This window comes from Natronobiforma cellulositropha, assembly GCF_025629245.1.
In the GTDB taxonomy this organism is placed as follows: domain Archaea; phylum Halobacteriota; class Halobacteria; order Halobacteriales; family Natrialbaceae; genus Natronobiforma; species Natronobiforma cellulositropha.
Window position 1 is genome coordinate 17,562 of the sequence record NZ_JANZXN010000059.1, and the last position, 24,666, is coordinate 42,227.

Consider the following 24,666-nt stretch of genomic DNA (forward strand, 5'->3'; position numbering starts at 1 on the left):
TCAGTCGCCGGCGGCGCGAGCGGTGACCGGCTGGAATTGTTCGCGCTGCCGACGGTCAGAGACTATTGACAGTCACCCCTAATAATTATTCGCGATAGTAGTTACCCGAACGGAGGTGCGGTGGTGATCGAGGAGACGGCGACGTCACTCGAGCGTATTGGTAGGTGAGAGGAGTAAGCCCCCTTCTGTTCGACCCGGCATTCGGCTGAGCAGTCGCGCCGCCCGCAGGCGTGAACGCCCGCGGTGTGTTCGGGCTACCAGCGACGCGACCTTGCACCGGTGAGGGTTCGCCGTTCCATCGATCCTCGGCCGTCTGTACGTCGGTGATCGCGGTGGACGCGACCTGCAGTATTGAACTACGACTGACGTACGAGGTTCGCGGCTTGCGCCGGTCACCAGTTCGGCGGTTACACCGCCTCACAGTCGCGATTCTCGCGCCAGAAGCGCTCCGAATCGCGTCTCCCTCAACAGGTCAACTCCCCTCCCTCGCGGTCGGGTTCGCGTGTATCATCGGTCGGGCCGAGACGTGTCGTTTCTGTTCCAGAGCCAGCGGTCTCCCGCTCCGGACGTTGCGTCCGGTCACCCGCCCAAACGGTGGGGGGACTTTCCTCGCAGGCGTGGCGCGACCGCGGGGGTCGGACGCCACGTTGGACGAGCGGACCGTCGCCGGTCCGGACGCCGCGGCAGCCAGGCTCTCTCTCCCAGTGAGTCTGGGGCGTCTCGGCGGTTAAGTCTCTCGGTGGTCAACACGGCAACAGTGAATGGAAGCGTTTTAGGTGCGGTAGAATCATGTACGTCTGTATGTCCCAGCGACAGGGCGTCGATCTCTCTTACGAGGACGGCGCGCGTGCGGTCGAACTCGCGCGTGAGTCCGTCGAATCCTACGTACGACACGGCCAGCGAGAACACCCAGGAAGCATGCGTGACGCGTTCTACGAGCGAACCGGGGCGTTCGTCCGCCTCGAGTCCACCCGCGGCCGGGGGAGCCTCCGAGGCTGTGCCGGCGGCTATCGCTCCGGCGATCAACTCGGCCACGTCATCGTCGACGCGGCGATCCAGGCGGCGAGCGACGACTCCTGTGGCTCCGAGGTGACCCCCTCCGAGCTACCGAACCTGACCGTCTCGGTCTGTACCGTCAAGAACGTTATTCTCACCGACGATCCGCTCGCCGACCTCGAACTCGGCATCCACGGTGTCTCCGTCGACGGCGGTGGCAAGAGCGGCTGGCTCTACCCGACGCTGCCCGTCGAGCACAACTGGACCGCCGAAGAGTACCTCGAGCGAACCTGCCGGAAGGCCAAACTCGCACCGGACGCCTGGGAGGACGACGACGTGATCGTCACCCTCTTCGAGGGACAGGTCTTCCGCGAGCGCGAGGCCGACGGCAGCATCGAACAGCTGTCGCGATAGCTCCGGAGTCAGTATTCGAAGAAGTGCCGGCCGCAGAGCGCCCGCTTTTGTAGCTCACACCGTTTCGCCGAAGCCGACCGCTCGAGCGTCGGCCAGACAGCGCTCGGTCGCCGCCTCGAGGTCGTCGACGTCGTCTCTGACCACCTCGCCGTCGCGGACGAGTGGCTCGAGTAGTGGCTCACCGCCGGCCGGTGGCGCACGGTCGGCGAGGGCGACGTGGTGGCCGCCGTCGGGCGTCCGGTAGACCTGCTTGACGCCGGAGAGCTTCCCGCGTTTCGAGACCGGTTCGCCGTCGAGTTCGACGATGTCGAGGCTGAAGTCGACCGCGGGGGCGCTCGTGATGGCGCTCCCGACGCCGAAGCCGTCGGCGAGGTCGCGCAGGTCGCGCAGGTCGGCGGGACCGAGACCGCCGCTACAGAAGATGTCGACCTCCTCGAAGCCGTGGGTGTCGAGTTCCCAGCGCACCTCGCGGACGATGTGACGGAAGTCCCCGCGGCGTGAGCCGGTGGTGTCGAGGCGGATGCCGTCGAGTGAGTCGAGCGTCTCGGCGGCGAGCAGACTCTCGCTCACCTCGTCCCAGAAAGTGTCACAGAGGGCGATCCGGGGCGTATCGGCGTCGACCGCCTCGTCGAACGCGCGCCAGGCGTCGGCCTGGTTGCCCTCGCCGAAGCAGAACATGAGTGCGTGAGGCATCGTGCCCGTCGCCTCGCGGCCGAGGAGATCGCCAGCGGCGACGTGTGAGAAGCCGTCGAGTCCGGCGAGCAGCGAGGCGCGCTCGACGACCGCCGCGATGGCGGGGTGGACGTGGCGCGCGCCGAAGGAGAAGAGCGTCGACTCGGGTGCAGCCTGGCGAACCTCGAGTGCGGCCGTCGCGAAGCCACTCGGCTGGGAGAGAAAGCCGAGTAAGGCGGTCTCGAGTGCGGCGAACTCGAGGTAGGGACCTTCGATGCGTGCGACCGGCCCGCCGTCGAAGAGGCGGCCGTCGCGGAGGGCGTCGACGTCGACGGCTCGTCCCTCGAACAGCGTCGCGAGGTCGGCGATGCCGGTACAGACTTCGAACGCGCCGGTGGGGAACTGGTCGGCGGTCACCTCGGTGACGACGTGCGGGTTCGTGCCCGCGTGCTCGAGCGTCTCGCGGGTGCGTTCGAAGTAGGCGTCGGTCGCCCCGCCAGCGAGGATCGTCTCCGAAGGGACCGTACCGAACGGGTTCGTCATGGAGGCAGGTTTCCCGAGGAGTGCGAAAAAGGTAGGCGATACGGGCAGAGCGGACGCTCTCGAGACGAAATCGGGTGCTCGAGTGGGTCCGCCTCAGCCCGCTCGGGGAGCGGGACCGCCGCGGAGGGACCGGAGAGTCCCGACGGGACAGGCGGCGTCACGGCCGACGAGGAGGTGGCGGCCGCCGGTTCGGGGGTCGCCACCCGGTCGGAGAGGTGCGCGAGCGACTCGCGGTCGGGCCCGCCGACGACCGTGAGTTCGTCGCCCTCGAGCGAGAGGTGGTAGGCACCGGCGAAGCCGTTCTCGTCGGGAATAACGTAGGTATCGGGGGCGACTTCCTCGGCGTCGTGGGTCTCGAGTAGGTCCCGGTAGGCGTCGGCGAAACGCGCCGCGTCGGTCTCGCTCTCCCAGGCGAGTCGCCAGACGTGGCCGGTTCGCGTCTCGTCGTCGCGGTCGTGGTAGACGGCGAGTGTGTCACCCGCCCAGCCGTCGGTGATCGGGTGGGAGTAGTTGTACGGCGCCGGTGGGTCGGCACCGTCGGTGATCGGCCGGTCGATGACCCCGTTGGCGTACAGCGCGGCGAACAGCGTCGCCTCGCCGACCGTCTCGGTGCGGATCGGGTCGTTCTCGTCCTCGCCGAGTCTGTCGGGTTCCCAGGACGCACTCGAGCGGTCCTCGAGGTCGACCTCGACGGGCGTGGCGTCGGGATAGCGCTCGGGGTGGATCACCTGTGACGTACTCGCCGGGCGCTCGTCGAACGCCTCGGTGACGGCGTCCCAGCCCTCGGTCTCGTGGAGGTGGGCGACGAAGCCGGGACCTTCGGCGTAGGGGACGAACACCGACGCGAAGAGACCGACGTTGAACGGCTGGCCCCCGAGTTCGGGCGCGGGTGCCGCCCGGCCATCGAGACACTCCCACTCCGTCTCACAGCGGTCGGCGTAGCGGTGGGGGACGTAGTTGGCCTCGCCCTCGATCAGTCCCTCCTCGGCGCGGCGTTCGTCGATGGTGCCGCCCTCGCGCGTGAGACCGACGTGCTGGTCCTGGAGCGCGTGGACGAGTTCGTGGACCAGCACGTCGCGGTCGACCTGCGGGTTCTCCGCGTCGTCGACGACGAGGACGACCTGGCCGTCGGCGTAGTAGCCCTGGACCGACCCGCCGTAGAGTTCCGAGAGCGCCTCGCCGTAGTCGGTCTCGCCGTCGACGACGAACGCCGCCCGCCAGACCTCGTTTTCGAACGGGTCGGACTCGCCACCGGTCCAGGGTGACGACTCCTGGTGGTCCTCGCGGCCGACCACCTCGAGGTCGACCGTCTCCTCGAACGGCAGTTCTCGCAACAGTTCGATCCGGGCCATCGCCCGGTAGGTGACCGCCTCGAGTTCGGTCTCCGAGAGCGCCCGGTCGCCGTCGAAGCCGAACTCGTCGTCGGCCGCGTAGCCGTTGACCTCGCCGAGGTCGCCCTCGAGTGAGGCGTTCCCGGAGTCCGACGGCGGCACCGAGCCGACGTCGGCACAGCCAGCCAGGACGAGGAGGACGACGAGAACGAACAGCGGGACGCGACGCATGGCTCGAACGGACGGGACGGACGGGAATAGTGCTTGTCCCACCGCTCAGTCGCGTCTCGAGAGCGCCAGCGCCGAGACGAGCAGCGCTGCCGCCGCCAGCGCGAGCGTGAAACCGGGCGAGCCGTCACTGTCGCCGGGTGCCTCGCCGTTCGTGCCGACCGTGTCGTCGGTCTCGCTCCCATCGTCTGCCTCACCCTCGTCGTCCGTCTCCGCCGCCTCGAGCAGCGTCACGTCGTGAACGTCGGTCAGGTCGTCGACCGTGGGTGCGGCGACGATCCAGAGGCGGTCGTCGTCGGGGACGGCGGTCATCGCCATCTCGAAGTCGCTCCCGTCGCCGAAGGTGTAGGTGTGGGCGTAGCCGTCGACGCGCTCGCCGCCGCGGTGGGCGACCAGGTGTTCGTAGGTCTCGAGGAAGCGAGTCGTCTCGGCTGCGTCGCGCCAGGCGAGTTTCCAGACGGTCGCCGTCTCGCCTGCGCCGTCGTGGTAGACGTGTAGCTGGTCGCCGCGCCAGCCGTCCGTCTCGGGGAGGGCGTAGTTGTACGGGTTCGTCGGGTCGACCTCGCCGAGACCGACGTAGTTGAGGAAGGCATCGGGCTGGACGATCGGGTTGCCGTCGAACGCCGGGTCGATCAGGATCGCCGAGAGTCCGGCCTGCCCGATCACGTCGTAGTTCGGACTCGCCGGTTCGTCGTCGTCCGCTGGATCGAGGTCGGCCTCGAGTCGCTCCCAGTCACCGGTGCTCGTGTCTTCGACGGCCAGCGCGTGGGGGTCGACCTCGAGTTCGCCGTACTTCTCGGGGTAGATGACGAAGAGCGACGACTGGGGCATCTCCTCGTAGACGGCGTCGACGGCGTCCCAGCCACCCTGCTCGTAGCGGTGGTCCGCGAACGACGGGCCGTCGCTGTAGGGCTGGAACTCGAGGAAGTGAAGCCCCCAGCTCGGCGGGTCGCCGAGGTCCGCAGCCGCCTCCTCGGCCGAACCGGTGCCGGTGACACACGGCTCGCTCCAGCGCTCGTCGGTACAGCGCTCGAGGTAGGCCTGTTCGACGCGGTGGACGTCGCCCTCGATCATCCCGAGTTTGCCCTTGTCGCGGTCGGTGGTGTCGCGGACGTAGCGCTCGAGGTCGAAGTGCTGATCCTGGAGCGCGTGGCCGAGTTCGTGTGCCAGAATCGCCTCGTCGATCAGCAGCGTCTCGGGATCGTCCGAGATCACGACGATCCGCTCGTCGATGAAGTCGTAGTAGCCGCCGACGGAGACGGTCCGGTCCTCTTCGCGGACGTCGATCGCGTCCTCGTCGCTGCCGACGAGCAACAGCGTCTCGAGGCGAGCGTTGTCGAAGAGGCGGGTCTCTTCGTCCACCTCGGCGTACGCCTCGCGTGTCTCCTCGGCGAACTCCTCGCGCGTCCGGATCTCGACCGGCGGCAGTTCCTCGAAGGGGAGACAGCGCATCGCCTCGAAGCGGGCGGCGGTGCGTGCGCTGAGTTTCTCGAGTTCTTCGGGCGTGATGCCGTCGCTGGCGTCGATCTCGAGCGGTTCGTCGTACCAGTAACCGTCGAACCAGCCGATGGTCGCGTTGCCGTCTGCCGGGTCGGCGAAGTCGTCGGGCGGCGTCGCCGCACACGGCTCGACGAGGTCGTCGTCGGGTGCGGCGAGGGTACCGGTGGGCGTCGGCTCCGTCTCTGCGACGGCGAGTCCGGTCGCACCGGCAGTCACGAGACCGACGAGTGCCACCGAAAAGACGAGGAGGGCGAGGCGGCGTGTCATCGGTCGATATCGTGACGCACAGTTGATAAATGTGTCCCTTCCGCTCGAGCGTACACACCGGACGATCAGGCCGCCTGACGGCGGTTCGGTGAGAGAAACACCTACGCTCTCGGCGTCCATCCGTCGCGTACGAGTCTCGAGTCACTCCTCGCGGAAGATCCGGTACGCCCCCTGACCGGTGGCGACGGTTTTCGGGCCGTCGTCGGGGGTCGTACTCTCGACGGAGACCTCGGCGACGCCGATGCTCGAGCCAGCGCGGACGACCTCGGCGCTCGCACGCAGGTCGCCCGTCGCCGGGCGCAGGTAGTTGACGGTGAGGTTGATCGTCGCGATCGAACCCGAGAGCGGGTCCTCGAGCGCCGTCCGCAGGACGAGACCGCCAGCGGTGTCGATCAGCGTCGCGGCCACCCCGCCGTGGATGTCCGGGGTGCCGTTCGCGTGCGGGTGGCGGTTGGTCAGTTTCTCGTCGTAGGGAACCGAGAGCACCATCCGTTCGGATTCGACCGTCTCGACGGTCGTGCCGAGCCAGGAGAGGAACTCGTGGTACTCGTCGATCGCTTCCTGGAGGAACGTCTCGAGCGGCTCGAAGTCGTCGGTCATATCCCACCCTGTGCGCGCCAGCGGTTTGGCTCCAGCGCTCTTCCGGGTGGTTCCGTTGAACCGAGTTCATCGGAGCGTGCGATTCGAGACCGACGATACGCGAGCGGCGATAGCTGAAACGGGCGTTTCACCCTCCAGAAAGGGTTTATCCGGACTCGAGGTAGGTCGGGTATGACTGATCGTTCTTCCATCCTGGCTCCCACCTCGAGCCGCCGCGCCGTGCTCGCACTGACCGGCGCGTTGCTCGCCGGTGCTGCGGGCTGTCTGAGCGACGACCCCTCGAGCGACGACGGGACGGACGACGACTCGAACGGCGGCCGGGGTTCGGGTGGCACCGCGAGCGGCGGTGAGGACGGCTTCGACGGCTACGACGTTCCCGACTTCCCCGAGTTGGCGCTGGCGACGAGTCCGGAGATCGACGGCGACGCACTCGCCCGACAGGTCCGCGGAAACGTCGCCTTCTCGCTCGAGTTGCTCGCCGAACTGCGCGAGGAAGCGCCGGGTGAGAACCTGTTCTGTTCGCCCTACAGCGTCTCGGTCGCGCTGGCGATGACCTACGCGGGCGCTCGCGGCGAGACGGCGAGCGAGATGGCCGAGGCGCTCTCGTTCGAACTCGAGGGCGACGACCTCCACGCGGCCTTCGGCGCGCTCGAGACGGAGTTCGAGCGCCGGAACGACGACGGCGAGGAGGTCGACGACCCGACCGGGACCGGCGGCGACGGTCCCGCCTTCCAGTTCACCACGACGAACGCGCTCTGGGGCCAGGAGGGCTACGGCTTCGAGGAGGACTTCCTCGAGTTGCTCGAGGCGTACTACGGCGCGGGGCTGCGACTGGTCGACTTCCAGGGCGACGCCGACGCCGCCCGCGAGGAGATCAACGCCTGGGTCGAAGCGCAGACGAACGACCGAATCGAGGATCTGCTGGGCGAGGGCGACGTCTCCGAACTCACGCGGCTGGTGCTGACCAACGCCATCTACTTCCTCGCACCGTGGTACCACCAGTTCGATCCCGCAGACACCGAGACGGCGACGTTCACGGGTCTCGACGGCAGCGAGAGCGAGGTTGCGATGATGCACCAGTCGGTCGAACTTCCCTACACCGAGATCGAGGGCCACCAGCTGGTCGAACTCCCCTACGCGAACCGCGACTCGAGCATGGTCGTGATCTTGCCCGCCGAGGGCGAGTTCGAGGCGTTCGAGGAGGCGTTCAGCGTCGACCGCCTCGCGACGCTGCTCGCCGAAACCTCGCGGCCGATGGTCGACCTCGCGCTCCCGAAGTTCGACATCGAGTCACGGTTCAGCCTCGTCGAGGTCATGCGCCGTCTCGGGATGGAACTGGCGTTCAGCGGCGGGGACTTCAGCGGCATGGACGGGACGGGCGGGCTCGAGATCAGCGAAATCGTCCACCAGAGTTTCGTCTCGGTCGACGAGGAGGGCACCGAGGCGGCGGCCGCGACCGCCGTCGTGATGGACGAGAGCGCGCCCGCCGACCACGTCGAACTGGTCGTCGACCGGCCGTTTCTCTTCTACATCCGGGACCGGCCCACCGAAACGCCGCTGTTCGTCGGGCGCGTCGTCGACGGCGAGACGCTCGCCGAGTGACGTCAGTCGGTCGTGGTCGCGTCGATGCCGACCTCGACGGTGTCGCCGACCGCGAGGCCGTGGTCCGAGGCAACGAGTTTCACGCCGGTGGCCGCTCGAGCGAGCGAGAGCGAAAGACCGGTGATGGGGTCGCCGTCGACGGTGACAGTCGTATCAGCCCAGGAGACGATTCGCCCGTGCGCCGTGCCGACGCGCTCGCCACAGAGGTGGACGGGTCCGTCGGGACCGCAGAACAGGCCACCGCGGTCGTAGTGGGGGAGACCGCCGTCGAGCGCCCCGCCGCCGTCGGCGGCGACACCTGCGACGCCAGCGCCGGGGTCCGGGTGCGCTGGCGCGTCGAGGACGGCGTAGGTCTCGCCCGTCTCGCACACCGTTCCGGTGCCGTCCCACTCGAGCGCCAGCACCGGTGACTCGAGTGCGATGGGGAGCGATCCCCGTGCGCGATAGGGGTTCTGGTCGGGACGGCGAAAGCCGACGTGGAGGTGGCGAGCGACCCAGGGGGCGAAGAAGCCCGCGCGGACGAGCCGTCCGAGGTCTTCGCCGACGGCCACCGTCTGGCCGGGGCCGACGGCCGGGTCGACGTGGAGGATGCGTGCGAGCAGGCCGGAGACCGCCGCCGGGGCGTGGCACTCGAGGACGAGCAGGTGGTCGTGTGTCGGCGCGTACGGCCGCGGCGGGGCGCGGACGGTCTTCACCTCGCGGACGACACCCGCGACGGGCGAGGGGGCGCGCTCGCCGCCCGGATAGAGGTCGATCGCACACCCCCGGTCGTGGGCCGGATACGGCGAGTTGTAGAGCGAGAGGCGGTCGTACCGCGCGAGAACCAACTCGGGAAGCGTGACTGGCGGCCGGTGGGTCTCGCGCGCTCGAGGAGTCGCCGCGTCGGTCCGCACGCGAGCGGGCCGCCCCGCCTCGTCTCCCGTCATGGCCGTCACTCGGCGGGGCGAGCGTTTAGGCGCGTCGGCGTGAACGGAGTGGTATGCAGGTGGTGCGCGGACGCGCGTCGACGCTCGAGGGCGACCGGGCGGTGACCGGGGAACTGTGTCGGGCCGCGGCCGACGGCGAGCGCGCCGTGCGGGTCTGGCTCCCGCACCGCCAAGTCGCATTCGGCAGGCGGGACACCGGGCTCGCGGGCTACGAACGCGCGCGGGCGCTGGCCCACGAGTCGGCGTTCGCCGCGGTCGAGCGGCGCGTCGGCGGGCGGGCGGTCGCCTACGACGGCGAGACGACCGTCGCGTTCGCCCGGGCCGAACCGGTGGACGACGTCCGCGAGGGCATCGGCGAGCGCTACGACCGACTGACGGCAGATCTCGAGTCGGCGCTCGCGACCCTTGGCGTCGAGACGAGTCGCGAAGAGCCGGCGAACTCGTTCTGTCCGGGCTCACACTCGCTGTCGGTCCGCGTCGAGGGACGGCCACGGAAGGTGGCGGGCATCGCCCAGCGCGTCCGGGCGGACGCCGCGCTCGTCGCGGGAATCCTGCTCGTCGACGCCTCGAGAGTCGTCGCCGTTCTCGAGCGGGTCTACGAGGCGCTCGAGGTTCCGTTCGACCCCGCGACGGTTGGGAGTCTCGCCGACGCGGGCGGGCCGGGCGAGCCAGCGCCGGTGCTCGAGACGCTCGAGGCGGCGCTCGGCGGCGAAGAGACGCCCACGGTGCGCGTCGTCGACACCTGAGCGGGGGAAGGCTTTTCCTCACGTCCCTCGGACACTCAGACATGACTATCGATCAGCGGCGGCCGCTCGAGGGGGAGCGATGAGCGGGGCCGACGACCCGACGGCAGGTGAGGCGTGGGACGACCTGCTGACGGACGCGACGGCGATGGGCGAGGAGTACCGCGAACACGACTGGGACGTGACGGTGCTCTCGCCGCTGGCCGTGAGTCCGGCCCACCGCGAGGGGCACGCCGGGTTCGACGTCCGCGTCCCCGACGAGACCTACGAGACGCTCGAGTCACTGCTCGAAGACGATGGGATGAGCGTCGACGGCGCGGAGGTCTTCAGCCGCATCGAGGACGGGGCGGTGTACGCCCTCGCGGTCGAACTCGACGACACCGAGGGCCGCGCCGTCGTCGTCCCCGTCGCCTACCACCCGGAAGAGTCGTCGGCGGTACTCGAGCGAGCGCTCGAGGAGGACGAACTCTCGCTGTACGTCCGACCGGCGGCCATCGACCGCTGGGTGACGTTCTTCCACGACGACCCCGGGCCGTTCCTCGTCACCGAAGACGACGCCGTCGGTGGAGACGACGAGACGGCAGGCGAGGAGACGGCAGACGAGGAGTGAGGACTCACTCGAGTTCGTCTTCCCGAAGCTCCCGGCTGGCTTCCCGGACCTCTCGCATCACCGTCGAGATGCGCTCTTCGGCCTCGAGTTCGTCCTCGACCGAGAGGTCGACACCCTCGACCTCGAGGAGGAATTTGGCGACCTCGGTGGTCTCGTACATCACGTCGTCGAGTTCTTCGGCGGTGAAGAAGTCACACATCGCGCCGTAGAGGAAGGTCGCCCCGGCCTTCCGAACCTTCTCCTCGAACGACGAGCGCGCCTGGTTGACCGCCTGCGGGGTGTAGGTGTCGGTCATGAAGGGGACGAGTTCCGGGAGGTTCTCGCCGATTTTGGTCATCTCGACGCCCGTCTCGGTGCGAAAGTCAGCGCAGAGGCGGGCGATGGCCCACTCGCGGGCGGTGACGTAGGTCCGATCACGCAGGAACTGGTTGACCCGGTCGTACTGCGCGCCGTCCATCTTCTGGAAGCGGGCGTACTTCTGGACGTCTTCGGGAACGTCGGGTTCGGCCGGAACGCCCGGCATCGGGGCGCTCGAGTCTTCAGAGTCCGGGTCGCTCGAGTCGGTGTCCGTGGCTTCGGTGCTCGAGTCGGTGTCTGAAAACTCGCTCGATCCCTCGGCGTCCGGACCGGTCTCGGCGGACGACGACCCGGGCGTCTCGGCGTCCCGTTCGTCCGCCTCGAGTGGTCCGTCCTCGGGGTGTGGCTGCTCGTCCATGCCGTGGCCTACCCACAGGGGTGGCAAAAGGGTTGTCCTCGTACAGCGGGTCGTGTGTAGTTTAGTAATGGGTTCCGATTCGTCGGTGAGGAGTACCCCAGAAAGCCCCGCCGCCATCGAGGGCTGCGACTCGCTGCGATCCTCGGACTTCGTCCTGCGGTTCTTGCGTCGTCTCGCTCCTCGATGGCGGCGCCCCTTTCAATCCCACCCAGTGGCGGTTGTCTGGTCAGTTTTCGCCTAACTAAACACCACCGCACAGCGCCCGGTGACAGACGCGAGTGGAGAAACTCGAGTTCGGTCACCGTCAGTTCCGTCCCGATTTAAGGGGCTGAGGCGTGTGTGTGGGTGTATGACGGAGCTTCAGACGCCAGTGATCGTACAGGCCGTGCGAACCCCGCAGGGGAGAGACGGCGGCGTCTTCGCCGACGTGCGCAGCGAGGACCTCTCGATTCCGCTCGTAGACCAGATCCTCGCGGAGACGGGGCTAAAAGGCGAGCACGTCGACGACCTGCTGTGGGGCTGTGCCCAGCAGCGCGACGAACAGGACAACAACCTCGCGCGGGTGATCTGTCTGCTCTCGGAGCTAGGTGAGGGCGTGCCGGGGGCGACGATCAACCGCTGGTGTGCCTCCTCGATGCAGGCGATCATCTCCGCGTCGGACGCGATCCGGGCGGGCCAGCGCGAGTGTCTCGTCGCGGGCGGCGTCGAGAACATGTCCCGGGTGCCGATGGGCGAGGGCGCTGCCCACCTCCACCCGCGGCTGGCAGCCGAGTACAACGTCGGCGAACTCCAGATGGGGATGACCGCCGAGAAGGTCGCCGCCGAGTTCGACGTCTCGCGCCAGGTCCAGGACGAGTACGCCCTCCGGAGCCACCGCCGGGCGGCCGCCGCGACCGACGAGGGCCGCTTCGACGACCAGCTCGTCCCCATCGAGACCGACGACGGCGTCGTCGAGGAAGACGAGGGCATCCGCCGAGACACCTCACTCGAGAAGCTCGCGGGTCTCCCCACCGTCTTCAAATCCGAGGGGACGGTGACGCCCGGAAACGCCTCCCAGATCTCCGACGGGGCGGCCGCCGTCCTCGTCACGAGCGAGGCGTTCGCCGAGGAACACGGTCTCGAGGTGCTCGCGAAAGTCGGCTCGAACGAGGTCCGCGGCGTCGATCCGACGATGATGGGCGTCGGTCCCGTCCCGGCGACGAGGGGCTTACTCGAGCGCGTCGGCCGCGAGATCGACGACTACGACCTCGTGGAGTTGAACGAGGCGTTCGCGAGCCAGGCGGTCTACACGCGCGAGGAACTCGGCATCGAGATGGAGCGATTCAACGTCAACGGCGGGGCGATCGCGCTGGGCCATCCCCTCGGGACGTCCGGAGCGCGCCTGCCGGTGACGCTGATCCACGAACTGCGCCAGCGCGGCGGCGGGCGCGGACTGGCGACGCTGTGTGTGGGCTTCGGTCAGGGGGCGGCGATCGAGTTCGTCGTCGACTGATCACGTCCGGTCGCGCCGGAACGCCGCGTAGGTGTCGAGGGCGTCGCGGACGAACGGCCGGACGTCGTCCAGCTGGAAGTAGTCGAAGCGGGGGTGGGCGTAGAGCGACTGAGTGACCTCGAGGAGCGCGCTCGAGAGGGCGGGCCGGTCGACGAGGTCGACCTCGTCGGCGAGGATCGAGTGGAGGTAGAGCAGTTCCCCGCGTAAGAGGTGGCCGCCGACGCCGACCTCGTAGTCGCAGTCGATGCGCTCTCTGCGGCCGGTCGCGAGCTGCCAGTAGTAGGCGGGGAAGTCGGCTCCGGCCTGGACCGAGAAGGGCAGCGACGACCAGAAGCGGGGGTTGATCTCCATCAGCTGGTAGGTGCCGGTGTGTTCGTCTCGGAGGAACTCGACCATCGCGAGGCCGTGCCACTCGAGGTGGTCGAGGAGGTCGCGGCCCGCGCGCTCGAGTGCAGGGTCCGAAATCGACTCGCGGAACGCGCTCGGGCCGCCGGCGTAGCTCCAGCCGCGACGCTGGCGGTGCTGGAAGGTCGCGACCGCCTCGCCCTCGTCGTAGAGGGCGAAGAAGCCGTACTCGCCGTCGGAGTCGACGTACTCCTGGCAGATGGGGACGTGGCCCATCGAGTCGACGAGGGCGTCGACGTCGGGTTCCTCGCCGGGGTGGAGGTAGGTCGTCGACGGCGGGGCGATACACACGTCGGCGGAGACGTCCTCGCAGTAGGTGTCGGTGAGAATCGAGTAGCGCGGTTTGACGATCCACTCGCGTCCCCAGTCGTCACACTCGTCGAGGGCGTGTGTCTCGGGCGCGGAGACGCCCGCCTCCTCGGCGGCGGCGAACAGCCGGCGTCGGTCCTGGACGGCCGCGAGCGTCTCGAGCGACGGCCAGGGCGTGCCGACGTGGGGTTCGAACTCGTCGCGGTGGGCGGCGAGCGCGTAGACGTCGGCCTCGCGAACCGGGATGATCGTCTCGACGGCGGGGCGCTCGGCGAGCGAGCGCAGCGTCTCGGTGTACACCGAGAAGTCCTCGTCGGGAGCGGCGGTGACGACCGCCTCGTCACAGTAGGCCGACTGAAAGGCGGGTGTCGTCTCGAGTTCGGAGACGGCGATGGTGCGGACGCCGGCGGGCGCGAGCGAGCGCAAGCAGGCGACGGAACTCGGTGCCGAGATCGCGGGGACGACGACGGCAGGGCGAGTATCCTGGGATCTGGGCCACGTGTGTGAACGGGAGTGACGGGATGACTTGGGGGTGACGGTCGTCATGGGTCGTGAGAGTTCGGTCTGTGTCGCGAGCGGCGGGTTCGAGTGGGATCCTCGAGTGAGCGAGACGGCCGGACCACCGTCGCTGGCGGACTGGCACGGGTCCGTCGTGTGCGCGGTGTCCGGAAGATCATCGAGGGGGATACTCGGGCGTACATCACACGGGGTCTAATAGTATTCCTCGTAGCACATCCCTACTCGGCGTGGAGACGGTGGTTGGAGCCGGTTAGGGTGGCGTAACCGGTTCCTGCACAAGCCGACGTGAGCGGACGCACGCCGGGGTGAACACCGCCAGCGAGGGCTCGAGCCGAGCGTTCGTCCCCTCGAGTGCGGGTAGCCAGCGACTACCGCCGAGTGATGGAGGGCGTCGGCGGTGGTCTCGGCCACATCTCCCGAAAAGTAATCTTTGGTAATAGTTAGTGGTGACATCGATGTCACGTAGTATCGGTTATGTCACCGAGAAACTAAATAGGTTCGGTATTGAATCAGGTAACGTAATGCAACCAGCAACCTGCGGCGCGGTCGAACGGCACGCACGGAGAACCGACGGCAGGATCGAGTGGAGGGCGAACTGATATGTCAGCCGATTCGACGCGCGTTCTCGTCACGGGTGCGACCGGAAACCAGGGTGGAGCCGTCGTCGACCACCTGCTCGAGTCGGACGCCGCGTTCGACGTGCGAGGGCTGACTCGAGACGCGAGCAGCGAGGCGGCAGCGGCGCTCGAGACCCGCGGTGTCACGATGGTCGAGGGTGACCTCGACGAGCCGGAGACGCTTTCCGAGCCGTTCGAGGGTGTCGACGCCGTCTTCGCGGTGACGGACTTCTGGGCGAACGGCTACGAGGCGCAGGTCGCACAGGGCAGACACCTGGCCGAGACCGCGAGCGAGGCGGACGTCGAGCAGTTCGTCCTCAGCGGCGTCGGCAGCCACGAGCGCGAGACGGGCATCCCACACTTCGACTCCGCCTGGGAGATCGAACGCTACGCAGCGGACCTCGACCTCCCGATGACCGTCCTCCAGCCGGTGTTCTTCTTCCAGAACTTCGAGGCGTTCGTCGACGACGTCCTCGACGGGACGCTGGCGCTCCCGCTCGCCGAAGGGGTCTCGCTCCAGCTGGTCGACGTCGACGACCTGGGACGGGCCGCCGCGGTCGCCCTCGAGCGGCCCGAGTCGTTCGTCGGCGAGCGCGTCGAACTCGCGGGCGACGCGGCGACGCTCGAGGAGATCGCGGCGGAGCTATCTGCGGTGACAGGTGTCGACGTCGACGCCGTCCACGTCCCGATCGAGGAGGCCTACGACTCCTTCGGCGAGGAGTTTACGGTCATGTGTGAGTGGTTGAACGAGGTCGGCTACCGGGCAGACGTCGACGCACTCACCGAGCGCTTTGGCTTCGAGTTCACCGACCTCGAGACCTACCTGCGCGAGCACGGCTGGGAGGAGAAGACCGGGATGGCGTCGGTGCCCGCCTGGGTCAAGGCGTTCGCCGAGTGACGGGCGCGGGAAGATACGGTTATGGTGAGCCGTCGACAACTCCCGGCAAATGCGCGACCTCGCCATCGAGACCGTCGGACTCACGAAGCGCTACGGGAACGAGACTGCCGTCTCCGAGGTAGCGCTGGCGGTCGAGCCCGGGACGGTGTACGGCTTTCTGGGACCGAACGGCGCGGGGAAGACGACGACGATGCGGATGCTGACGACGCTCACCCGGCCGACGGCGGGTGAGGCCCGGATCGCCGGCCGGTCGGTCACAGACCGGGAGGCGGTCATCCCCCACGTGGGCTACTTACCGGAGGAGCCGCCGGTCTACGACGAACTCACGGGCCGCGAACAACTCGAGTTCGCCGCCGACCTCCGGGACATTCCACGCGAGCGAGCACGAGCGCGCATCGACGGGTTACTCGAGCGCTTCGACCTGGTAGACGATGCGGACAAACGGATCGACGCCTACTCGAAGGGGATGCGCCAGAAAGTCGGCGTGATTCAGGCGGTGCTCCACGAACCGGCCGTGGCGTTTCTCGACGAGCCGACGAGCGGACTCGACCCGCGTGCAGCGCGGACGATGCGCGAGATCATCGCCGACCTCGCCGACCGGGAGATGACGATCTTCCTCTCGACGCACATCCTCCCGGTGGTCGACGAACTGGCGGACACGATCGGCGTCCTCGCCGACGGGCGACTCGTCGCCGAGGGACCACCGGACGCACTGAAACGCCGCGTCGAGACCGGCGAGGAGGGCACGCTCGAGGACGTGTTCCTCGCGGCGACTGCTGGCCGCCGAGGTCGGTGACGACGAGCGAACGAACACGACGGCTTTTATTCGCTCGAGTGAGAGGGAACCGCTATGTCACGGGAACGCCCCGAGGAGACGACCGTCGAAGACGTCCTCGAGCAACTCGAGACGCTCGAGCGGGCGGTCGACGACCCCGAGGAGCGAGCGGAGGTGGTCGAGGCGAGGCGGCTGGTCACCCGCCTGTCGCGGGGTGGCCTGTTCGGCTCGGTCATCACCTCGTTCACCAGGAAGGACAAGGCGGAGGCGTTCGTCGGGAGCGTCCTCATCGGCCTGCCGCTGTTAGTCGAAGACGGCGTCATCGAGATCGGCGAGTTCCTGGCGGCCCACCCGCCCTTTTTCGTCGCGAATCTGGTGTTCGCGACGGCGGTCGTGATCGGGATCCTCTACGTGTCGAAGTTCCAGGAGGTGAGAATTACCGACCCCTACTTCGGGGTCGTTCCCCGGCGGCTGGTCTGGGTGCTCGCCATCGCGTTCGTGACCGCGACGCTGCTGATGACGATGTGGGGACGGGTGACGTGGGACGAGCCGTGGGTCGATCTCTGTCGGGTCTCGGTGATCTTCACCGCGATGGCGATCGGTGGCTCGCTCGCCGACATCCTCCCCGGCGAGGACTGAAACGGAGGGACCGATGCGAGCGGACGGACACCGTTCACGTCGAGCGCGACGTACTCGAATCGAACAGAGTATATACTGTTGACACAACTCTGTGGTGAGTACAATGACGCAACCGACGGTAGGGAACGCGGTGAGAGGAGGGGAGGACGTCCGTCGACACGTCGAGCGTGAGGTCCCGAGTGGGCGGGGCGACGAGAACGGGTCGGCCAACGGGACACTCGTCGAGCGGGAGCGATGGCGATGAGAGGCGACCTCGGGGCGCTCGAGTTCCGCTGGAGCGCGCGCGGGTTCGCCCTCAAACTCGCGCTCTTGCTGGCGGCCGTCGGGGTGCTCTACCTCGTCCGGCCGCTCGTTCACGGCATCGTCTACCGGGCGGTCTACAGCCCCGGTGGCCTGGTCGTCGTCGGGCTGACGACGGTCACGGCGGTCGTTCTCTGGCTGGGACCGGCAATCGACCGGCCGTACAACACCTCGCTCGAGACGAAGCTGACGATCCTCGGCGGGGTCTTCGCGTTCGCGCTCCTCGCCGGTGCCGTCGTCGGCGTCCCGGCGGGGATGGTCGAAGAACGGACGCTCGCCGAGGAGACGATGGACGGCGCACTCGAGGTCGAGGAGTTCCCCGGCGTCAACGCGGAGAACCCGCGGATCGTGCCGCGGTCGGTCGCCGATACGCAGACGCGGGGGTCGGTCTCCTACCGGCAGTACCGGCTCGGGACGAGTGACATCGCGCGGATGGAAGACGGACGGCTGGCCTGGTCGTATCCGGTCGAGCCCGACGGCTTCCGGAACACGCTGTTCGAACACCAGCAGGGCGTGGTGATGAGCGACATGACGCGGATGGAGAACCGGGAACTGCTGACGGTCGACGACCAGCCGTTCGCCGTCGGCGAGGGGATGGCGCTGACCCGGAGTGCCGACTGGCACCTGAAGAAGGGCGACTTCTGGGCGCAGTACAACGACGATCCGGTCGAGTTCGTCCACGACGGGACGGCCTACATGTACTACCCGAAGACGGGCCACGAGTGGCACCTGACGCCGATTCCGCACACGACGCCAACCTGGGAGGGTGGGGCGCTCGTCGCCCCCGACGGGACGATTACGCACCTCACGCCGGACGAAGCCCAGGAGAGTGAGATCCTCGACGGCCAGCGTCTCTACCCGCTGTACAACACCGAGCGCGCGATGGGGTCGCTCGGCTACCGGAACGGGATCGTCAACCAGATGAACGTCGTCGGCGCACACGAGGGCCACGTCGAGGTCGCGGCGTTGCCTTCGGGCGCGGGCAACAGCCAGCCGTTCGTCATCGACCTCGAGGGCGAGCGGCTCTCGTACGTGACGGTGATGGAGCCCTACGGTGAGGATACCCGCGGGCTCGACGAGGTGTGGTTCGCCGACGCGGCGACCGGCGAGTACCGCTACTACGCGACCGGCAGCGAGACGCTGACCGGTCCCGAGCGGGCGATGGGCATCGTTCGCAGCGCCGACTCGCGCACCAGCTGGGGTGACAACTTCGTGGTGATCGAACCGGTTCCGGTGACCATCGACGGACAGCTGTGGTGGCACAGCAAGGTCGTACCGACCGACTACACAGCCATTACGCGGAACGTCTTCGTCAACGCCCACACCGGCGAGGCCGTCGAAATCTACGACACCGAGACCGTCCGCGAGTTCCTCGCCGGTGAAGATCCCGACGAGGTCGAAACGATCGGTACCGAACCTGCACCGGACGACCCCGAGGTCGCCTACTACGTCGTCGTCACCGACGAAGACGGGGCGGAGCTCGAGCGAATTGCGGTCTCACCGGGACAGGAGATCTCGATCGTCCAGGGCGAGTAGCAGGGGTCGACAGCCTTTTCCCCCAGCCGTCGAAGCGCTAGGTATGCGGAGACGATGGGACCGATTCCGGGCGGCTGGGTCGATCGTCGCAATCTCGGTACTGCTCGGTCTCGGCTTGCTCGTACTCGCCGACGCCTTCTCCGAGCCACTGCTCGAGTACGCGGCCGTCGCGACGGTCCTCGTCGGCTGTCTGGTGTTCGTGCCGCTGTACTACTTGGTCGCAACCTGGAGTGACGAGACCGCCGCACTCGGTGTCGACCCCCAGGAGCGCGACTGGTCGCGCTGAGAGGCGCCGGCCGTGAGAGCCGGCGCTCGAGAGATAGTGGGTTCGTATCGCTCGGCGTGTCACTCACCCCCGATGTGGAAAATCGTTACAGACTCGTGTCGCGAACGTAGTGCATGGCGAATCTGAACGACGAGATGGGTGCTGTCAAAGACGAGTTAGACGACGTCCGAGAGCTACTCCGCGAAGAGCTGCCCGCCCAGTTCGACTTCGACGTCACCGTCGGCAACATCGCGTACAACGCGAACACGAACAGCATCTCGGCGACGGCCGAGCCGAGTTCGGAGGCCAGAGACCAGCTTTCGGAACGCTTTGGCGGCGTCAGCGTCAGCGCAGAGGGCGCACTCGAGTTCGAGTTCCGGTTCACCTCGGATCCCGAGGCGGACGACTACTCGGCGTAAATGTCGTCGACGAGACCCGAGAAGTGCTGGAGGATGACGCGGCGTTTCTTCTTCATCGTCGGCGTGAGCATCTCGTTCTCCTCGGTGAACTCCTGTGGGATCAGGCGGAACTGTTTGATCCGCTCGTGGGGTTCGAACGCCTCGTTGACCTGGTCGACGGTCGAGGCGACGTAGGCGTGGACGCGCTCGTCTTCGACCATCGCTCCGGGGTCGTCGGGGAGGTCGATCCCTTCCGCGCTGGCCCACTCGCGGACGTGGTCCGTGTTGGGGACGATCAACGCGGCGACGAACTTCTCCTCGTCACCGATCACCATACACTGTTCGACGACCGGCGTGGTCGCGAAGGCGTCTTCGATGGGGCCGGGCGCGACGTTCTTGCCGGTCGAGAGGACGAGCAACTGTTTCGAGCGCTCGCGGAACTCGACGTAGCCGTCGGGCCGGAGGTGGACGACGTCGCCGGTTCGGAACCAGCGGCCGTCCGCACCGCTCGCTGCGGTGCCACCGTCGGCCTCGCGGGCGGGCACCTCGTCGGTGAACGCCCGCGCCGTCGGCCCGGGTTTGTTCCAGTAGCCGCGGGCGACGTTCGGCCCGCGAACGAGCAGTTCGCCGACGCGTCCCGGATCGTCGAACGCCTCCCGGTCGACGACCGACTCGTCGATCTCGATCTCGAGGTCGGGAAGCGGCGGCCCGATCGTCCCGACTTTCGGTTCCTCGATCGGGTTGACCGTCACGACGGGCGCCGTCTCGGTCAGCCCGTAGCCCTCGTAGATCGGCAGCCCCATCGCGTGATAGAGCGTGCACAGCTCGGCCGAGAGGCTGCCGCCGCCGCTGATGAGCAGTTCGACGTTGCCGCCGAGGGCTTCGCGGACCTGCGAGAAGACGAGTCGGTCGGCGACGCGGTGTTTCGCGCGCAGGGCAGCCCCCGGGTCGTCGCTCTCGTAGTGCTCGCGGCCGACCGCGGTCGCCCACTCGAAGATCCGTTGCTTGACACTCGACTCGCTCGCCTGCTCGCGAACCGCGTCGTAGATCTTCTCGTAGACCCGGGGAACGCTCGTCGCAGCCGTCGGCGAGACGGCCGAAAAGTCCTCCTGGAGCGTGTCCGGACTCTCGGCGTAGGCGACGCAGGCCCCGCTCGCGAACATGATGAAGTGGCCTGCCAGCCGTTCGAAGACGTGAGCCAGCGGCAGGTACGACACCGTCTGCATCGTCTCGTCGATCGACGGCAGGGCGGGGTCGCGGTCGGGACGGGGACCGAAGCGCTTGCGGATCTGATTGACGTTCGACCGGAAGTTCCGGTGGGTGAGTTCGACGCCCTTCGGCGTGCCGGTCGTCCCGCTCGTGTAGATCAGACTCGCGAGGTCGTCCACGGCGGGGGCGTCGACCCACGACTCGTAGGCGTCGGCGTCGAACGCCGACGCGCCGCGGACGTAGACGTCACCCAGCGTGAGCACGTCCTCGCGGTCGAACGCCGGTTCCTCGGGCAGGCGATCGATCGACGCGACGAACGAGAGGTCCGTCTCGAGGTCGTCCTCGAGCGAGAGCACCGTCTCCGTGAGGGCGGCGTCCTCCGTGACGACGGCTGTCGCACCCGGATCGTCGAGGAGGTAGCGGATTCCATCCGGCGACGAACCCGGGTAGACCGTCGTGACGACACAGCCGGCAGCGAGCAGGGCGAAGTCCGTCTGCGCCCACTCCATGCGGGTGTTCGAGACGATGGCGACCCGGTCGCCGCCCTCGAGACCGAGGTCGCGAAAGCCGGCGGCCAGTCCGCGGACGACCTCGCGCATCTCGGCGTACGAGAGCGCGCGGAACCCACCGGGTTCGGCGGCGACCACCGGCGACTGTCCGTCGGTTTCGTCACTCCAGAGCGAGCGGTCGTAGACGCCACCCTTGTAGCGCTGGGCAGGGCGGTTCCGGTAGCGCTCGGCTGCGTCCTCGAACAGCCGTCCGAGCGTGGTCATCCCGATGACCTCGTCGTCGTAGTCGCGTTCAGCCTCGAGCCAGTCCATACCCATGTGTCAGCACCCCATACACGATAAAACGTGAGGAAACCGCGGGCGCGACGACACCGGTTTACCGAGGAATCGCCGTCTAGGCCGTCCGAAGCTGTCCGCCATCGACCACGATCGACTCGGCGGTGACGTAGCCCGCGAGGTCGCTCGAGAGGAAGGTCGCGACGTTGGCGACGTCTTCGGGCGTGCCGAGGCGGCGTAGTGGGACCGCCTCCGCGGTGGCTTCCTCCTCCTCGGTGCCGACGATGGGGAAGTCGTCGGTCGTCATCGCCGTCTCGATCACGCCCGGATGGATGACGTTGACGCGGATACCGTGTGGGCCGAGTTCGGCCGCCAGCGAGTAGGTGAGCAGGCGGACGCCGCCTTTCACCATCGAGTACGGCGAGATGTCCGCGTAGCCGACCATCCCCGCGACGCTCGACATGTTGAGGATGCTGCCACCGCCGCGCTCGATCAGTCGCTCCGCGGCGACCTGACAGCCGGTGTAGACCCCGTCGAGGTTGATCGACCGGAGCCGTTCGTACTCCTCTCGGCTCACCTCCTGGATGGGCGAGATGGGACCGACGATACCCGCGTTGTTCACCATCACGTCCAGGCCACCGAACTCGTCTGCGGCGTCGACCGCCGCCTCGAGGTCGCCGCGTACGGTGACGTCACACTCGACGAACGTCGCCCCGGCGTTGGTCTCCGCACGGATCCACTCGTGAGTCGGTGGTCCCTCCTCTCGGGGTTCCTCCTGGACGTCGGCGACGACGACATCCGCGCCGTGGGTCGCGAAGGTGTGACAGATCTCGCGGCCGATACCACTCGCACCGCCGGTGACGACGGCAGTTCGGTCTGACAGAAGTGCTGTCATAGGGGCGAGTTCCACGAGCGCCGTCAAGAGCTTTTTACAGGGAGAGTGATATCTCTCGTGTCACTCGAGGCGGTCCAGATACGCACACACGCCACGAACGTTCATCGCGGTCTCGGCGGTCGCCTTGCGCTCGCCCCAGACGTCGGCCATCTCGGTCTCGCTCGCGAAGTGCTCGACTACCGCCACGTCGTCGCCCAGTTCCTCGCGTTTCGCGGTGACCGCTTCGACCCAGTCGGTGAGGACGGTCTCGTACGCAGCGAGGGCCTCTCCGGTCTCGCGGGGACCGAAGTGGGTGTAGAGCAAGGTGCTGCGCTCGAGGGCGCGCAGGGCCGCCACGTCCTCGAGACAGCGCTCGAGGTCGAACTGCGGGGGCGGACTCGTCTCTTTCAGTACCTCGACGGACGGCACCCAGATACCGGCGGCGTCGGCCGTGAAGATCGCGTCGTTCGCGGGGTCCTCGAAGACGACCTGGTGGGGGGCGTGGCCCGGCGCCTCGTGGACCCGGAGTTCGTGGGTCCCGAGATCGATGGTGTCGCCCTCGGAGAGTGCGGTGAGGCGGTCTTCGGGGACCGGTTTCGGCTCGGTGTAGAACGCCCACTGGTCGCCGACGGCGGCTTTCGTTCCGGCGACGAGTCTCGAGGGGTCGGCCAGGTGTGGGAGACCGAGTTCGTGGACGTACACCTCGGCGTTCGGGCAGGCTTCGGCGAGAACGCCGGCCCCGCCCGCGTGGTCGAGGTGGACGTGCGAGACGGCGATCACGGCGAGGTCCTCGCGGGCGATGCCGACCGTCTCGAGCGCCTCGAGGACGAGGTCGTGGTTCGTCCCGATGCCGGTCTCGACCAGCGCCGGGCGCTCGTCCGAGAGGAGGTAGACCGCGCCGTACTCGGCGGTGCCGTACATCCCGGTGTCGACGTAGTGGAGGTCGGTACAGTCGCCGCGGGTGACCGCGCGAACGTCTCCGATTGCCATAGCGAAGAGGCGTGCGCCGGTCGGATAACCGTTGTCGTCGCCGGTACTCGGCTCGGCGTGTTGCTAACTTAATCACAAGTCTTAATAATATATGCTAAGGTTGTTCGGTTAGATGATAACGATGGAGTCGACGGGCGAGGAATCGGCGCTCGAGGAGCGCGCGAGTCCGTGGATCGCGTTCACGCGCGTCTTCGCGGGGCTGCTCGTACTGTACGAGGTCGTCGCGGGCGGCTGGTGGAAAGTCGGCACCCCCAGTACGGGGACGAACCCGGAGTGGTTCGGCGCGGAGGCCGGGAGTGCGATCACGCGCGTCGCCGAGCGGGCGATCGACGAGGGCGTCTACGGCTGGTACGCCGCGGTGCTCGAGTCGGTCGTCTTACCCTACGCGACGGAGTGGGCCACCCTCGCGGCGGTCGGCCAACTCCTCATCGCGCTGGGGCTGATCGTCGGTCTCTGGACCCGCCCGGCGGCGATCTTCGGCCTGCTCTACTTCCTGCCGGTGTTTCACTTCGGGACGATACGCACCTCGCCGCTGTTCGCCGTCCCCATCGCGTTCGCGCTCGTGGCGAACGCGGGCTACCACTACGGGCTCGACGGCTGGCTCCGCGAGCGTGGGAGCCGCGGTGCGCGCCTCTCCGACCGGGTCGCCTCACTCGGCGGACTCACGATCCCACGACGGGCCTACCCCGGACTCGCGGCCGCCTCGGCGGTCGTCGCCGTCTACTACCTGCTCTCGATCAGCCAGTTCGAGAGCGGGCGGCTCGCGCTCGTCGGTCTCGAGCTAACCGTCTTCTTCGCGATTCTCGCCGGCTGGTTCGCCCTCGCCGCGCGCGGGAAGGAGACGGTCGCCCTCGCCGCCGACGGTCTCCGGATCTTCGTCGGCTACCGCTTCCTCCAGGAGATCTTCGTCCGGAGCGATCCCGGGCTGAACGCGCTCCCCGGCTGGGCGAGCGCCGGAGACCAGGCGGCGGTGTTCGAAGCGGTCGCCGCGACACACCTCGGACCGGTGAGCCTGCTGCTCGAGTCGGTGGTCCTCCCCGCCATCGGCGCCTGGGTGGTGGCGTTCGCGCTGGTCCAGACCGCCTGCGGCGTGGCGCTGCTCGTCGGCTACCGGACCCGCCTGTTCGGGACGGTCGCCGTCTCCTACCTGCTCGTCCTCGTCGCACTCGGCTTCGTCAGACTCGCCCCGCTCGTCCTCGCGAGCGCGGTCGCGGCGGCGGCCCTCGGCGGGCGCTACGCCAGCCTCGACGCGGTCGCCGGGCGGAGAGAGGGCCCACCAGCGGTCCCCGCTCGCCTCGCCCCCGCGTTCGTCGGCGTCACCGTCGGCTTCGGCACGCTCGGCATCGCCCTCGGCGTCGAACCGGGCGGCTACGGCGAGACGACCGGCGCGATCACGCTCGTCATGCTGGCTATGCTGGCCGCGGCGGCGGCCGTCGCGGCGCGAGCCGGGGACTCGAGCGAGCCAGCGCGAGGACGGCCGAGCGGGAACGAGGCGGTGAGTGACTGAG

Annotated in this window: 22 protein-coding genes and 1 other RNA gene; 12 read left to right on the top strand and 11 right to left on the bottom strand. The window is 68.2% G+C overall.

Annotated features, from left to right (window positions below; genetic code table 11):
- Window positions 1–162: 162 nt before the first annotated feature.
- An RNA gene (gene rnpB / locus N0B15_RS16945) (RNase P RNA component) lies at window positions 163–703 on the bottom strand.
- A gap of 98 nt (window positions 704–801) precedes the next feature.
- On the opposite strand from rnpB, the gene N0B15_RS16950 reads away from it, so the two are divergent.
- The gene (locus N0B15_RS16950) at window positions 802–1,410 is read left to right on the top strand and encodes a TIGR00296 family protein (protein WP_263020893.1); all 609 of its coding nucleotides are present in this window, start codon (window positions 802–804) and stop codon (window positions 1,408–1,410) included.
- Between the two features lie 54 nt (window positions 1,411–1,464).
- Here N0B15_RS16950 and N0B15_RS16955 read toward each other — a convergent pair whose 3' ends face one another.
- From N0B15_RS16955 to N0B15_RS16970, 4 genes are all read right to left on the bottom strand, one after another.
- The gene (locus N0B15_RS16955; RefSeq protein ID WP_263020894.1) at window positions 1,465–2,625 is read right to left on the bottom strand and encodes a nicotinate phosphoribosyltransferase; all 1,161 of its coding nucleotides are present in this window, start codon (window positions 2,623–2,625) and stop codon (window positions 1,465–1,467) included.
- Window positions 2,622–4,187 (bottom strand): Hvo_1808 family surface protein, encoded by a 1,566-nt coding sequence (locus tag N0B15_RS16960; RefSeq protein WP_263020895.1) that lies wholly within the window; start codon window positions 4,185–4,187, stop codon window positions 2,622–2,624. The genes N0B15_RS16955 and N0B15_RS16960 overlap by 4 nt, the downstream gene beginning before the upstream one ends.
- Before the next feature lie 45 nt (window positions 4,188–4,232).
- On the bottom strand, window positions 4,233–5,951 hold the full coding sequence (locus N0B15_RS16965) for an Hvo_1808 family surface protein (RefSeq protein ID WP_263020896.1): 1,719 nt from the start codon (window positions 5,949–5,951) through the stop codon (window positions 4,233–4,235).
- A 141-nt stretch (window positions 5,952–6,092) separates the two neighbouring features.
- Window positions 6,093–6,551 carry a PaaI family thioesterase gene (locus tag N0B15_RS16970; protein ID WP_263020897.1) on the bottom strand — a complete coding sequence of 153 codons (459 nt, stop codon included), beginning with the start codon at window positions 6,549–6,551 and terminating at the stop codon, window positions 6,093–6,095.
- Between the two features lie 171 nt (window positions 6,552–6,722).
- Between N0B15_RS16970 and N0B15_RS16975 the strand changes: the two genes are divergently transcribed.
- A complete protein-coding gene (locus N0B15_RS16975) occupies window positions 6,723–8,153 on the top strand; it encodes a serpin family protein (protein ID WP_263020898.1) in 1,431 nt (476 codons plus the stop codon).
- 2 nt (window positions 8,154–8,155) lie between these two features.
- On the opposite strand, the gene N0B15_RS16980 is transcribed toward N0B15_RS16975, so the two are convergent.
- Complete coding sequence (locus N0B15_RS16980) at window positions 8,156–9,079, bottom strand: DUF8155 domain-containing protein (protein WP_263020899.1); 924 nt, start codon at window positions 9,077–9,079, stop codon at window positions 8,156–8,158.
- A 53-nt stretch (window positions 9,080–9,132) separates the two neighbouring features.
- On the opposite strand from N0B15_RS16980, the gene N0B15_RS16985 reads away from it, so the two are divergent.
- Complete coding sequence (locus N0B15_RS16985) at window positions 9,133–9,825, top strand: lipoyl protein ligase domain-containing protein (RefSeq protein ID WP_263020900.1); 693 nt, start codon at window positions 9,133–9,135, stop codon at window positions 9,823–9,825.
- 79 nt (window positions 9,826–9,904) lie between these two features.
- A complete protein-coding gene (locus N0B15_RS16990; RefSeq protein ID WP_263020901.1) occupies window positions 9,905–10,432 on the top strand; it encodes a DUF7529 family protein in 528 nt (175 codons plus the stop codon).
- A 4-nt stretch (window positions 10,433–10,436) separates the two neighbouring features.
- On the opposite strand, the gene N0B15_RS16995 is transcribed toward N0B15_RS16990, so the two are convergent.
- Window positions 10,437–11,147, bottom strand: coding sequence for a DUF5806 family protein (locus N0B15_RS16995; RefSeq protein ID WP_263020902.1), 711 nt, complete (start codon window positions 11,145–11,147; stop codon window positions 10,437–10,439).
- A 349-nt stretch (window positions 11,148–11,496) separates the two neighbouring features.
- On the opposite strand from N0B15_RS16995, the gene N0B15_RS17000 reads away from it, so the two are divergent.
- Window positions 11,497–12,639 (top strand): thiolase family protein, encoded by a 1,143-nt coding sequence (locus N0B15_RS17000; protein ID WP_263020903.1) that lies wholly within the window; start codon window positions 11,497–11,499, stop codon window positions 12,637–12,639.
- On the opposite strand, the gene N0B15_RS17005 is transcribed toward N0B15_RS17000, so the two are convergent.
- Entirely contained in the window at window positions 12,640–13,779 is a 1,140-nt protein-coding gene (locus N0B15_RS17005; RefSeq protein WP_425494252.1) for a carboxylate--amine ligase, read from the bottom strand.
- Between the two features lie 693 nt (window positions 13,780–14,472).
- Between N0B15_RS17005 and N0B15_RS17010 the strand changes: the two genes are divergently transcribed.
- The 6 genes from N0B15_RS17010 to N0B15_RS17035 all read left to right on the top strand — a co-directional run bounded on the left by N0B15_RS17010 (window position 14,473) and on the right by N0B15_RS17035 (window position 19,321).
- Window positions 14,473–15,387, top strand: coding sequence for an NmrA/HSCARG family protein (locus N0B15_RS17010; RefSeq protein WP_263020905.1), 915 nt, complete (start codon window positions 14,473–14,475; stop codon window positions 15,385–15,387).
- 49 nt (window positions 15,388–15,436) lie between these two features.
- Window positions 15,437–16,183, top strand: coding sequence for an ABC transporter ATP-binding protein (locus N0B15_RS17015; RefSeq protein ID WP_263020906.1), 747 nt, complete (start codon window positions 15,437–15,439; stop codon window positions 16,181–16,183).
- 54 nt (window positions 16,184–16,237) lie between these two features.
- Window positions 16,238–16,801 (top strand): DUF2391 family protein, encoded by a 564-nt coding sequence (locus tag N0B15_RS17020; RefSeq protein WP_263020907.1) that lies wholly within the window; start codon window positions 16,238–16,240, stop codon window positions 16,799–16,801.
- 234 nt (window positions 16,802–17,035) lie between these two features.
- The gene (locus N0B15_RS17025; protein WP_263020908.1) at window positions 17,036–18,637 is read left to right on the top strand and encodes a hypothetical protein; all 1,602 of its coding nucleotides are present in this window, start codon (window positions 17,036–17,038) and stop codon (window positions 18,635–18,637) included.
- Between the two features lie 43 nt (window positions 18,638–18,680).
- Window positions 18,681–18,923 carry a hypothetical protein gene (locus tag N0B15_RS17030; protein WP_263020909.1) on the top strand — a complete coding sequence of 81 codons (243 nt, stop codon included), beginning with the start codon at window positions 18,681–18,683 and terminating at the stop codon, window positions 18,921–18,923.
- Between the two features lie 113 nt (window positions 18,924–19,036).
- Window positions 19,037–19,321 (top strand): hypothetical protein, encoded by a 285-nt coding sequence (locus N0B15_RS17035; protein WP_263020910.1) that lies wholly within the window; start codon window positions 19,037–19,039, stop codon window positions 19,319–19,321.
- On the opposite strand, the gene N0B15_RS17040 is transcribed toward N0B15_RS17035, so the two are convergent.
- From N0B15_RS17040 to N0B15_RS17050, 3 genes are all read right to left on the bottom strand, one after another.
- Window positions 19,309–21,330, bottom strand: coding sequence for an AMP-dependent synthetase/ligase (locus N0B15_RS17040; RefSeq protein WP_263020911.1), 2,022 nt, complete (start codon window positions 21,328–21,330; stop codon window positions 19,309–19,311). The two genes, N0B15_RS17035 and N0B15_RS17040, sit on opposite strands and share 13 nt — an antisense overlap.
- Window positions 21,331–21,412: 82 nt before the next feature.
- On the bottom strand, window positions 21,413–22,189 hold the full coding sequence (locus tag N0B15_RS17045) for an SDR family oxidoreductase (protein ID WP_263020912.1): 777 nt from the start codon (window positions 22,187–22,189) through the stop codon (window positions 21,413–21,415).
- A gap of 60 nt (window positions 22,190–22,249) precedes the next feature.
- A complete protein-coding gene (locus tag N0B15_RS17050; RefSeq protein WP_263020913.1) occupies window positions 22,250–23,158 on the bottom strand; it encodes an MBL fold metallo-hydrolase in 909 nt (302 codons plus the stop codon).
- A gap of 112 nt (window positions 23,159–23,270) precedes the next feature.
- Here N0B15_RS17050 and N0B15_RS17055 point away from each other — a divergent pair, with 112 nt between their 5' ends.
- Window positions 23,271–24,665: a DoxX family membrane protein gene (locus tag N0B15_RS17055; RefSeq protein ID WP_263020914.1), complete on the top strand. Its 1,395-nt coding sequence runs from the start codon at window positions 23,271–23,273 to the stop codon at window positions 24,663–24,665.
- Window position 24,666 lies beyond the last annotated feature (1 nt).

Excerpts from the sequence above, each read along its gene's own strand:
- N0B15_RS16950 (WP_263020893.1), top strand. The coding sequence starts at position 802 with ATGTCCCAGCGACAGGGCGTCGATCTCTCTTACGAGGACGGCGCGCGT.
- N0B15_RS16955 (WP_263020894.1), bottom strand. The coding sequence starts at position 2,625 with ATGACGAACCCGTTCGGTACGGTCCCTTCGGAGACGATCCTCGCTGGC.
- N0B15_RS16960 (WP_263020895.1), bottom strand. The coding sequence starts at position 4,187 with ATGCGTCGCGTCCCGCTGTTCGTTCTCGTCGTCCTCCTCGTCCTGGCT.
- N0B15_RS16965 (WP_263020896.1), bottom strand. The coding sequence starts at position 5,951 with ATGACACGCCGCCTCGCCCTCCTCGTCTTTTCGGTGGCACTCGTCGGT.
- N0B15_RS16970 (WP_263020897.1), bottom strand. The coding sequence starts at position 6,551 with ATGACCGACGACTTCGAGCCGCTCGAGACGTTCCTCCAGGAAGCGATC.
- N0B15_RS16975 (WP_263020898.1), top strand. The coding sequence starts at position 6,723 with ATGACTGATCGTTCTTCCATCCTGGCTCCCACCTCGAGCCGCCGCGCC.
- N0B15_RS16980 (WP_263020899.1), bottom strand. The coding sequence starts at position 9,079 with ATGACGGGAGACGAGGCGGGGCGGCCCGCTCGCGTGCGGACCGACGCG.
- N0B15_RS16985 (WP_263020900.1), top strand. The coding sequence starts at position 9,133 with ATGCAGGTGGTGCGCGGACGCGCGTCGACGCTCGAGGGCGACCGGGCG.
- N0B15_RS16990 (WP_263020901.1), top strand. The coding sequence starts at position 9,905 with ATGAGCGGGGCCGACGACCCGACGGCAGGTGAGGCGTGGGACGACCTG.
- N0B15_RS16995 (WP_263020902.1), bottom strand. The coding sequence starts at position 11,147 with ATGGACGAGCAGCCACACCCCGAGGACGGACCACTCGAGGCGGACGAA.
- N0B15_RS17000 (WP_263020903.1), top strand. The coding sequence starts at position 11,497 with ATGACGGAGCTTCAGACGCCAGTGATCGTACAGGCCGTGCGAACCCCG.
- N0B15_RS17010 (WP_263020905.1), top strand. The coding sequence starts at position 14,473 with ATGTCAGCCGATTCGACGCGCGTTCTCGTCACGGGTGCGACCGGAAAC.
- N0B15_RS17015 (WP_263020906.1), top strand. The coding sequence starts at position 15,437 with ATGCGCGACCTCGCCATCGAGACCGTCGGACTCACGAAGCGCTACGGG.
- N0B15_RS17020 (WP_263020907.1), top strand. The coding sequence starts at position 16,238 with ATGTCACGGGAACGCCCCGAGGAGACGACCGTCGAAGACGTCCTCGAG.
- N0B15_RS17025 (WP_263020908.1), top strand. The coding sequence starts at position 17,036 with ATGGCGATGAGAGGCGACCTCGGGGCGCTCGAGTTCCGCTGGAGCGCG.
- N0B15_RS17030 (WP_263020909.1), top strand. The coding sequence starts at position 18,681 with ATGCGGAGACGATGGGACCGATTCCGGGCGGCTGGGTCGATCGTCGCA.
- N0B15_RS17035 (WP_263020910.1), top strand. The coding sequence starts at position 19,037 with ATGGCGAATCTGAACGACGAGATGGGTGCTGTCAAAGACGAGTTAGAC.
- N0B15_RS17040 (WP_263020911.1), bottom strand. The coding sequence starts at position 21,330 with ATGGACTGGCTCGAGGCTGAACGCGACTACGACGACGAGGTCATCGGG.
- N0B15_RS17045 (WP_263020912.1), bottom strand. The coding sequence starts at position 22,189 with ATGACAGCACTTCTGTCAGACCGAACTGCCGTCGTCACCGGCGGTGCG.
- N0B15_RS17050 (WP_263020913.1), bottom strand. The coding sequence starts at position 23,158 with ATGGCAATCGGAGACGTTCGCGCGGTCACCCGCGGCGACTGTACCGAC.
- N0B15_RS17055 (WP_263020914.1), top strand. The coding sequence starts at position 23,271 with ATGATAACGATGGAGTCGACGGGCGAGGAATCGGCGCTCGAGGAGCGC.